Consider the following 7,526-nt stretch of genomic DNA (forward strand, 5'->3'; position numbering starts at 1 on the left):
GAGGGGGAGGTCCTGGCGGGGGTGGCGCTGCCCGCCGCGCTGATCGCGGTGGCCCAGTGCGCGCTGCTGGTGCTCGTGGGCACGCTGTGGCTGGACGTACGGCCGGTGGCCCGGCCCGATCTGCTGGCCGCCGGTCTCGTGCTAGGCGTCGCCGTCTGCGCGACGCTGGCGGCGGCGGCCTCCGCCTGGGCGCGGACCGCGGAGAACGCCCGGCTCGCGGCCCTGCCGCTGCTGCTCGTCTCGCTGCCGGGTTCCGGGGTCCTCGTCCCCCCGGAGTCCCTCCCGCCCCTGGCGGCCTCGGTGAGCGAACTGCTGCCGCTGACACCGGCCGTCGCCCTGCTGCGCGGGGGATGGTTCGGCGCGGTGAGCGGGTACGAGGCCCTGGGGCACGGGGTGACCGCTTTGGCCTGGGCCGCCTTGGGCGTGTTTGCTGTGAAGCGGTGGTTCCGCTGGGAGCCATGCCGCTGAGCGGGGCGAACGCGGCACCGGAGGAACGGGAGGGGAACGGGCAGTGGGGGTACGAACGCGCGTGGGCGGCTGGCGGGGGCGGAGCCGGATCGCCCAGGTCGACAGCTATATGCGCTGGACTCTCTACCTGCTGCCGTGCCTCTTCCCGCTCTCGTCCACCCTCTCGCTGGTGAGCTCGGCGTCCGACGGCAGCGGCGCCGCCGCCCTCGTCCTGCTGGCGACCGGCTGGGCGCAGTGCGGCGTGGGCGTGGTCCTCTTCCGGCGGGCGCTGGAGCACTACCGGCTGCGGCATCCCGCGCCCTGGCGGTGGGCCGCCCTGTCCGGCGTGCTGCTCGCGGTGTCCGTGGTGCAGTTGGTCGCCATGGTGCGGGCGAACGGGCCCTCGGACGTCATGGCGCCGTCCATGGTGATCATGTGCGGGACGCTGACGTTCTTCGGCGCGCTCAGCCTGCTCGCGCCCCGGGTGCGGACGTACCTGTGGTGGTGCCTGCTGGGCGGTATCGGGACGGGCGTGGCCATACTGCCGTTCGGCGGCCGGCCGGCCGGCGCGGTGGTGACCGTACTGATGGTCTGGGCCGGCGCGCTGTGGGCCCTGGCCACCGTCCGCAGCACGGGCTGGATGCTCGCGGTGATGTGGGAGGCGGACCACGCCCGGACCGTCCAGGCCCGGCTGGCCGTGGCGGAGGAACGGCTGCGCTTCGGCCGGGACATGCACGACGTGCTCGGCCGCAATCTGACGGTGATCGCGCTCAAAAGCGAACTCGCGGCGCAGCTGGCGCACCGGGGGTCGCCGGCCGCGCTGGAGCAGATGACCGAGGTACAGCGCATCGCGCGGGACGCGCAGCGCGACATGCGGGAGCTGGTGCGCGGCTACCGGCGGGCCGACCTGCACACCGAACTGGTCGGGGCGCGCGGGGTGCTGGGCGCGGCGGGGATCGCCTGCCGCATCGACGACACATCACGCGACGCCCTGCCCGACCCCGTGCAGTCCGCCCTGGCCTGGGTGGTCCGCGAGGGTACGACGAACGTGCTGCGGCACGCGGACGCGCGGCGCTGTGCGATCCGGCTGCGGATCGTCGGCCCGTCGGCCGTGCTGATCATGGAGAACGACGGGGCCGGGGTGGCGCCGGACGCCGGCTCGGACTCCGGCTCGGACTCCGGCCCGGGCGGCTCGCGGGACGCCGGCCGGCGCGGTTCCGGGCTGGCGGGGCTGCGGGAGCGGATGGCGGCCCTGGGCGGCACGTTGGAGGCCGGGCACCGGGCCAAGAGGACGTTCCGGCTGACGGCGGAGGTGCCGTTGGCGGCGGTGGAGGTGCCGCCGGTGGTGGACGTACCGGCGGTGGCGGACGTACCGGCGGAAGGTGACGGGCCCGCGGGGAGTCAGGTGTCGGCAGGGGTGGAAGTGCCGTCGGTGGAGACGGATGTGCCGGGAGTGGCAGGCGTGCCGACCGTCGCGGTGGACGGCGGGCGGAGCGCCCCCGCGGCCGGGCGGCCGGGCGCGGGAGACACGAAGGACGCGCAGGGCGCGGGGGGTGCGGGCGCGGCGGGTGAGTCGGGTGAGTCGGGTGAGGGTGTCGGCAGGCCGGCCGTCGGGGCGGCCCAGGCCGGACCTCGGGAGGCCCGGAAGCCTGAAGCCCGGACGCCCGAAGCCCGGACGCCCGAAGCCCGGACGCCGGAAGCCGTCGCCCTCGCCGAGGACCGTGGAGGAAACCCGTGATCACACTGCTGCTCGCCGACGACGAACACCTCATCCGGGGCGCGCTCGCCGCCCTGCTGGGGCTGGAGGACGACCTCCGGGTGGTCGCGGAGGCCGCCTCGGGGACGGAGGCCATCGCCATGGCCCGGGCGTACCGGCCCGATGTGGCGGTGCTCGACCTCCAGATGCCGGGAGCGGACGGTGTGACAGTGGCCACATCGCTGCGTACCGAAGTCCCCGACTGCCGCACCATGATCGTGACCGGCCACGGGCGGCCCGGGCATCTGAAGCGGGCCCTGGAGGCGGGCGTCCGGGGGTTCGTCCCGAAGACCGTCTCGGCCCGGCGGCTCGCCGAGATCATCCGTACCGTGCACGCGGGAAGCCGTTATGTCGACCCGGAGTTGGCGGCCGACGCGATCAGCGCGGGGGACTCGCCGCTGACCGCGCGGGAGGCGGAGCTGCTGGAGCTGGCGGAGGACGGGGCGCCGATCGCGGAGATCGCGGAGCGGGCCCGGCTGACGCCGGGGACGGTCCGGAACTACCTCTCCGCGGCGGCCGCGAAGCTCGGTGCGGAGAACCGGCACGCGGCGGCGCGCATCGCACGGGCTCAGGGTTGGCTATAGTGGTACCCGCGCCGCCCGGTGAAGCCGGTCGGAAGCGTGCGGACGTAGCTCAGTTGGTAGAGCGCAACCTTGCCAAGGTTGAGGTCGCGAGTTCGAGCCTCGTCGTCCGCTCAGAGAGAAGGCCCCGGTCCTGTGACCGGGGCCTTCGTCGTATGCGGGCGTCGTGGGCGGACATCGTACGCGGGCGGGTGCGGAAGCGTACGGCCGGCGGTTCACCCCTCGGCGGGGAAGCGCAGCCGGAAGAGCGCGCCCGGTCCGTCCGCCGGCCGTTCCGCCGTCAGTTCCGCGCCGTGCGCGCGGGCGATCTGCCGGGCCATGGCCAGGCCCAGGCCGGAGCCGGGCAGGGCGCGGGCCTGCCGGGAGCGGTAGAAGCGGTCGAAGACGTGCGGCCGGTCCTCGTCCGAGATGCCGGGTCCGTGATCGCGAACGGTGAGCTCCACGGCGTCCGGACCGCGGTCCAGGCGTACCTCGACGGCGGCGCCGGGCGGGCTGAACTTGGCGGCGTTGTCCAGCAGGTTGGCCAGCAGCCGGGCGAGGCGGGCGGGCACGCCCGGCACGGTGACGTCCGCCGCTCCCCCGGCCTCCAGGGCGAAGGGCGTCGCCGGCCAGTGACCGCGCGCGGCGGCCACACAGCGCTCCGTGAGCAGGTCGAGCCGTACCCGCTCGACGAGTTGGCGCGGTTCCTCGTCGCGGGCCAGCTCGATGAGGTCGTTGACCAGGCCGGTCACCTCTCGGAGCTGGCGGCCCAGGGCACCGGCCGCGCGGTCGCGCTGGGCGGGGGTGAGGCGTTCGGCGCGGGCGAGGAGTTCGGCGTTGGTGCGGAGCGCGGTGAGCGGGGTGCGCAGTTCGTGGGAGGCGTCGGCGACGAGCCGGCGCTGGGCGGCGACCGCGTCCTCCAGTTCGCCCAGCATGGTGTTGAAGCTGGTGGCGAGCCGGGTGATCTCGTCCCGCGACCGCTCCTCGTCCGGGGGCAGGGTGATCCGGTGGGCCGGGTCGCGGGTGGCGGCGATGCGTTCCGCGGTGGCGGTGAGCCGGGTGACCGGGCGCAGGGCGGTCCGCGACGCGCCGTACCCGAGCACGGCCGCCAGCAGCACCCCGGCGCCGCCGACCGCGCCGAGCAGCAGCCCGGCCTGTTCCACGCCCTTGTCGACGGTGTCCGAGCGGACCGCCACCTGGAGGGCCCGGCCGTGACCGAGCGGGGTGGTGAGCATCCGCAGCGAACGGCCGTCGCGGACGATGTCGCTGTAGTGGGCGCCGAGGGTGCCGGCGGCGACGCGGCGGGTGGCGCCGGTGACGGGCAGCACCAGGCTCCGCTGCCCGGGCGCGGCCGGGTCCGCGGGGACGACCTGGGCGCAGGCGGGCGCGGCCAGCCAGGCGCACTCGGCGTACAACACGCCGGTGCCGCCGGCGCGGGCCTGCTGGACGAGGGTGCCGGCCTGCTGTTTGAGCTGGAGGTCGAGCTGGTTCCTGATCTCGTAGCGGATCACCACGTAGGCGGCGGCGAGCACGCCCAGCGCGACGAGCGCCACGGCGGCGGAGGTGACGACGGCCAGCCGGGTGCGGAGCGGGCGGCGGCGGAACGGGTTGGGGATCACTGTTCGGCCAGCCGGTAGCCGATGCCGTGCACGGTGTGCAGCAGGCGGGGCGCGCCGCCCGTCTCCAGTTTGCGGCGGAGGTAACCGACGTAGACGGAGAGCGAGTTGGACTCGGGGCCGAAGTCGGTGCCCCAGACGTGCTGCTGGATGGTGTCGCGGGGCAGCACCTGGCCCGGGTTGCGGAGGAACAGTTCCAGCAGGGTGAACTCGGTGCGGGTGAACTCCAGGGGCACTCCGCCGCGGGCGCCGGTGCGGGTGGCGGGGTCCACGGTGAGGTCGCCGTACGTCAGCAGGCCGGCCGTGCCCGCGCGGGCGTCGGTGCCGCCGGCCGGGGCGGGGGTGGCGCGGCGCAGCAGGGCGCGCAGCCTGGCCAGCAGCTCGTCCAGGGCGAACGGTTTGACGAGGTAGTCGTCGGCTCCGGCGTCGAGACCCGCGACCCGGTCGGAGACGGCGTCCCGGGCCGTGAGCACGAGGATCGGCGTGCGGTCGCCGAGTTCGCGCAGCCGGCGGCAGACGGCGAGGCCGTCGAGCACGGGCATGGCGAGGTCGAGGACGATCGCGGCGGGCGGGGCGGCGGCCACCGCGGAGAGCGCCGCGAGCCCGTCGGCGGCGGACCGGACGTCGTAGCCCTCGACGGCCAGGCCGTCGACGACGGCGGCACGGACCTCGGGGTCGTCGTCGACGACGAGCACGGCGGGGCCGACGGGGACGGAGTGGCTGCCGTGACTGGCAGGAGGGACAGGAGCGGCCATGATGCCCCACTGTGGCAGAGGGTTTCTGAGAGGTCTCTTAGGACTCGGAGACCTCTTAGGACTCGGAGGTCTCTTAGGACTCGGCCGAGCCCCTCATGCCGCCGCCGGCCCGCCCTCCCCCGTCGTCACGTCCAGCGGGTGAGCGTCAGCCGCTCGTACGCCTCCACGTACCGGGCGCGCGTCTGCTCGACGACGTCGTCCGGCAGCGCGGGCGGCGGCAGTTCGCCGTGCCGGTCCCAGCCGGCGGCCGGCGAGGTGAGCCAGTCGCGGATGTACTGCTTGTCGAACGAGGGCTGCGGGCGGCCCGGCTGCCACTGGTCTGCGGGCCAGAAGCGGGAGGAGTCGGGGGTCAGGACCTCGTCCGCGAGCACCAGCTCGCCGTCCTCCGCCCGGCCGAACTCGAACTTGGTGTCGGCGAGGACGATGCCCCGATCGCGGGCGATGCCGCGGGCCCGGTCGTAGACGGCGAGGGTGATCTGGCGGAGCTCGGCGGCCGTCTCGGCGCCGACGCGGCGGGCCACCTCCTCGTAGGAGACGTTCTCGTCGTGCTCGCCGACCTCGGCCTTGGTGGCCGGGGTGAAGATCGGCGAGGGGAGTTCGGCGCCGTCGGTCAGGCCCTCGGGGAGGGCGAGGCCGCAGACGGTGCGGGTCTGCTCGTACTCGCGCAGCCCCGAGCCGGCGAGGTGGCCGCGGGCCACGCACTCGACGGGGAGCATGTCGAGGGAGCGGCAGACGAGCGTGCGGCCCTCCCAGTCGGCGGGGGCGCCGGGCGGCAGCTCGGTGGAGAGGACGTGGTGGGGGACGAGGTCGGTGAGCCGGTCGAACCACCACAGGGACAGCTGGGTGAGGATGCGGCCCTTGTCGGGGATCTCCGTGGGCAGCACCCAGTCGTAGGCGGACATGCGGTCGCTGGCGACCATCACCAGCCGGCCTTCCCCGTCGCGGTAGAGGTCGCGCACCTTGCCGGTGTGCAGATGCACAAGGCCCGGCACCTCGACCGGTTCGGGCTTCTCGACGAATCCGGACACGCGTCCTCCTGGTGGTTTGTCCAAACGCCTTGATTCTGCCGTATGCGCCTGCCCGCTCGGAGTGGGGGTCAGGCGCGTTTGCAGATGTGGTCCAGGAGGTTGGCGGTGGCGCGCTGGACGCGTGGGTCGATGTGGCCGGGCCGGTCCAGGGCGGGCGCCCAGCCGGAGGTGCCGGAGGCGAAGACCAGGGCGCCGCCGGGCGCCCGGTAGAGCGAGGTCTCCTGGTGGCGGCGGACGCCGTCGGCGTCCCGGTACGGGGAGTGGGCGAGCAGGATCCGTTCGGTGTGCGGGGGGAGGGCGGTGCGCGGGTGGTAGCGGTCGGCGTCGCCCGCGACCAGGCCGGGCAGTTCGTCGCCCTCGGCGGCGCCGGTGCACTCCCACAGCCAGTGGTCGGTGTTGCGGACGACGAGGGGGGCGGGGCGGGGGACGCGGCCGACGTGCTGGATGCCGAGGAGCTGCTGCTCGGGCGCGGTGTCGCGCCAGGGGGCCGGGCGGCCCCCGGCGCGCTGTCTGCGGCAGGTCAGCAGCCGGTCGGGGCCGGCCGGCGAGGGTGCCGTCCCGACCTGCCGGGCCAGGGCGGCGGCGCCGAGGAAGACGAGCGAGGTGCCGGCGTCGCGGGCGGTCTCGACGGCGTTGCGCAGCGGTGCGGACCAGTACCGGTCCGGGCCGGGGAAGACCAGGCCGCGGTAGCGGGTGGGGTCGACGCGGCCGGCGTGCAGATCGGTGGCGTGGGCGTAGCCGAGGTCGTAACCGTAGCGCTCGGCCCAGCGGATGACGTCGTAGACATGGCCGATGTCGGGCGGCAGGCCCGTGCCCGCGTACGGGCGGTCGGCGCTGACGGTGACGGCCGCGCCCTCCTCGCCGAGCAGCCGGCCGCGCTCGTTCCACGCGTGCCGCAGGCCGGCGCCGGTGCGGCCGTCCTCCGGGTAGACGTTGTGCGCCTGCCAGGTGAGGTCCGGGAGGACGATCAGCAGGTCGGCGGCGGTGCCGTCGCGGACGGTGAACGGCACGTGCGACCGCTGCCCGTCGGCCGTGGCCAGGACGGCGACGTAGGCGCCGGGCGGCCAGTGCGGGGGGACGTCCAGCCGCCAGGAGATCCACCAGTGGTGGCAGGACACGGCCCGGTCCGCGACCAGCGGCGGCGGCTGCGTCAGCCCGTCCAGCCACGGGCTGACGGCCATCCGCGCGGCGCCGTGGCCCGCGTAGTGGCCCACCCGGTACACCTCGACGGTGAACGGCCGCGGGGGCTCCACGGTGACCCGGAAGGCCACGGACTCGCCGGGGGCGACGGCCGCGTCGGACGTGAAGCCCCGGATGGGGCGGCGGACGTCGTCGGCGGTGGCGTACCAGGGGGGTGCGGGGCG

At 75.3% G+C, this 7,526-nt stretch carries 7 protein-coding genes and 1 tRNA gene; 4 read left to right on the plus strand and 4 right to left on the minus strand.

The genetic code is table 11. The features are described from left to right. The 4 genes from ACSNOK_RS28225 to ACSNOK_RS28240 all read left to right on the plus strand — a co-directional run. On the plus strand, positions 1–468 hold a 468-nt coding region (locus ACSNOK_RS28225), incomplete at its 5' end, for an ABC transporter permease (protein WP_436783620.1). Positions 469–511: 43 nt separating this feature from the next. Beyond that, on the plus strand, positions 512–2,185 hold the full coding sequence (locus ACSNOK_RS28230; RefSeq protein ID WP_436783621.1) for a sensor histidine kinase: 1,674 nt from the start codon (positions 512–514) through the stop codon (positions 2,183–2,185). Positions 2,186–2,190: 5 nt separating this feature from the next. Further along, positions 2,191–2,787 carry a response regulator transcription factor gene (locus tag ACSNOK_RS28235; protein WP_436783626.1) on the plus strand — a complete coding sequence of 199 codons (597 nt, stop codon included), beginning with the start codon at positions 2,191–2,193 and terminating at the stop codon, positions 2,785–2,787. A 38-nt stretch (positions 2,788–2,825) separates the two neighbouring features. Beyond that, positions 2,826–2,898, plus strand: a tRNA-Gly gene (locus ACSNOK_RS28240). A 101-nt stretch (positions 2,899–2,999) separates the two neighbouring features. Here ACSNOK_RS28240 and ACSNOK_RS28245 read toward each other — a convergent pair. The 4 genes from ACSNOK_RS28245 to ACSNOK_RS28260 all read right to left on the minus strand — a co-directional run. Continuing rightward, a complete protein-coding gene (locus ACSNOK_RS28245; RefSeq protein WP_436783622.1) occupies positions 3,000–4,382 on the minus strand; it encodes an ATP-binding protein in 1,383 nt (460 codons plus the stop codon). After that, entirely contained in the window at positions 4,379–5,134 is a 756-nt protein-coding gene (locus tag ACSNOK_RS28250; protein ID WP_436783623.1) for a response regulator transcription factor, read from the minus strand. Before ACSNOK_RS28250 ends, ACSNOK_RS28245 begins: the two co-directional genes overlap by 4 nt. 125 nt (positions 5,135–5,259) lie before the next feature. Beyond that, positions 5,260–6,162: a phosphoribosylaminoimidazolesuccinocarboxamide synthase gene (locus ACSNOK_RS28255; RefSeq protein ID WP_436783624.1), complete on the minus strand. Its 903-nt coding sequence runs from the start codon at positions 6,160–6,162 to the stop codon at positions 5,260–5,262. A gap of 68 nt (positions 6,163–6,230) precedes the next feature. After that, on the minus strand, positions 6,231–7,526 hold a 1,296-nt coding region (locus ACSNOK_RS28260), incomplete at its 5' end, for a N,N-dimethylformamidase beta subunit family domain-containing protein (RefSeq protein WP_436783625.1).

It is taken from the genome of Streptomyces sp. URMC 126 (genome assembly GCF_051386555.1).
Classification (GTDB): Bacteria; Actinomycetota; Actinomycetes; order Streptomycetales; family Streptomycetaceae; genus Streptomyces.

Bases quoted from the DNA above. Each gene is read 5' to 3' on its own strand.
- ACSNOK_RS28250 (WP_436783623.1), bottom strand. From the start codon at position 5,134: ATGGCCGCTCCTGTCCCTCCTGCCAGTCACGGCAGCCACTCCGTCCCC.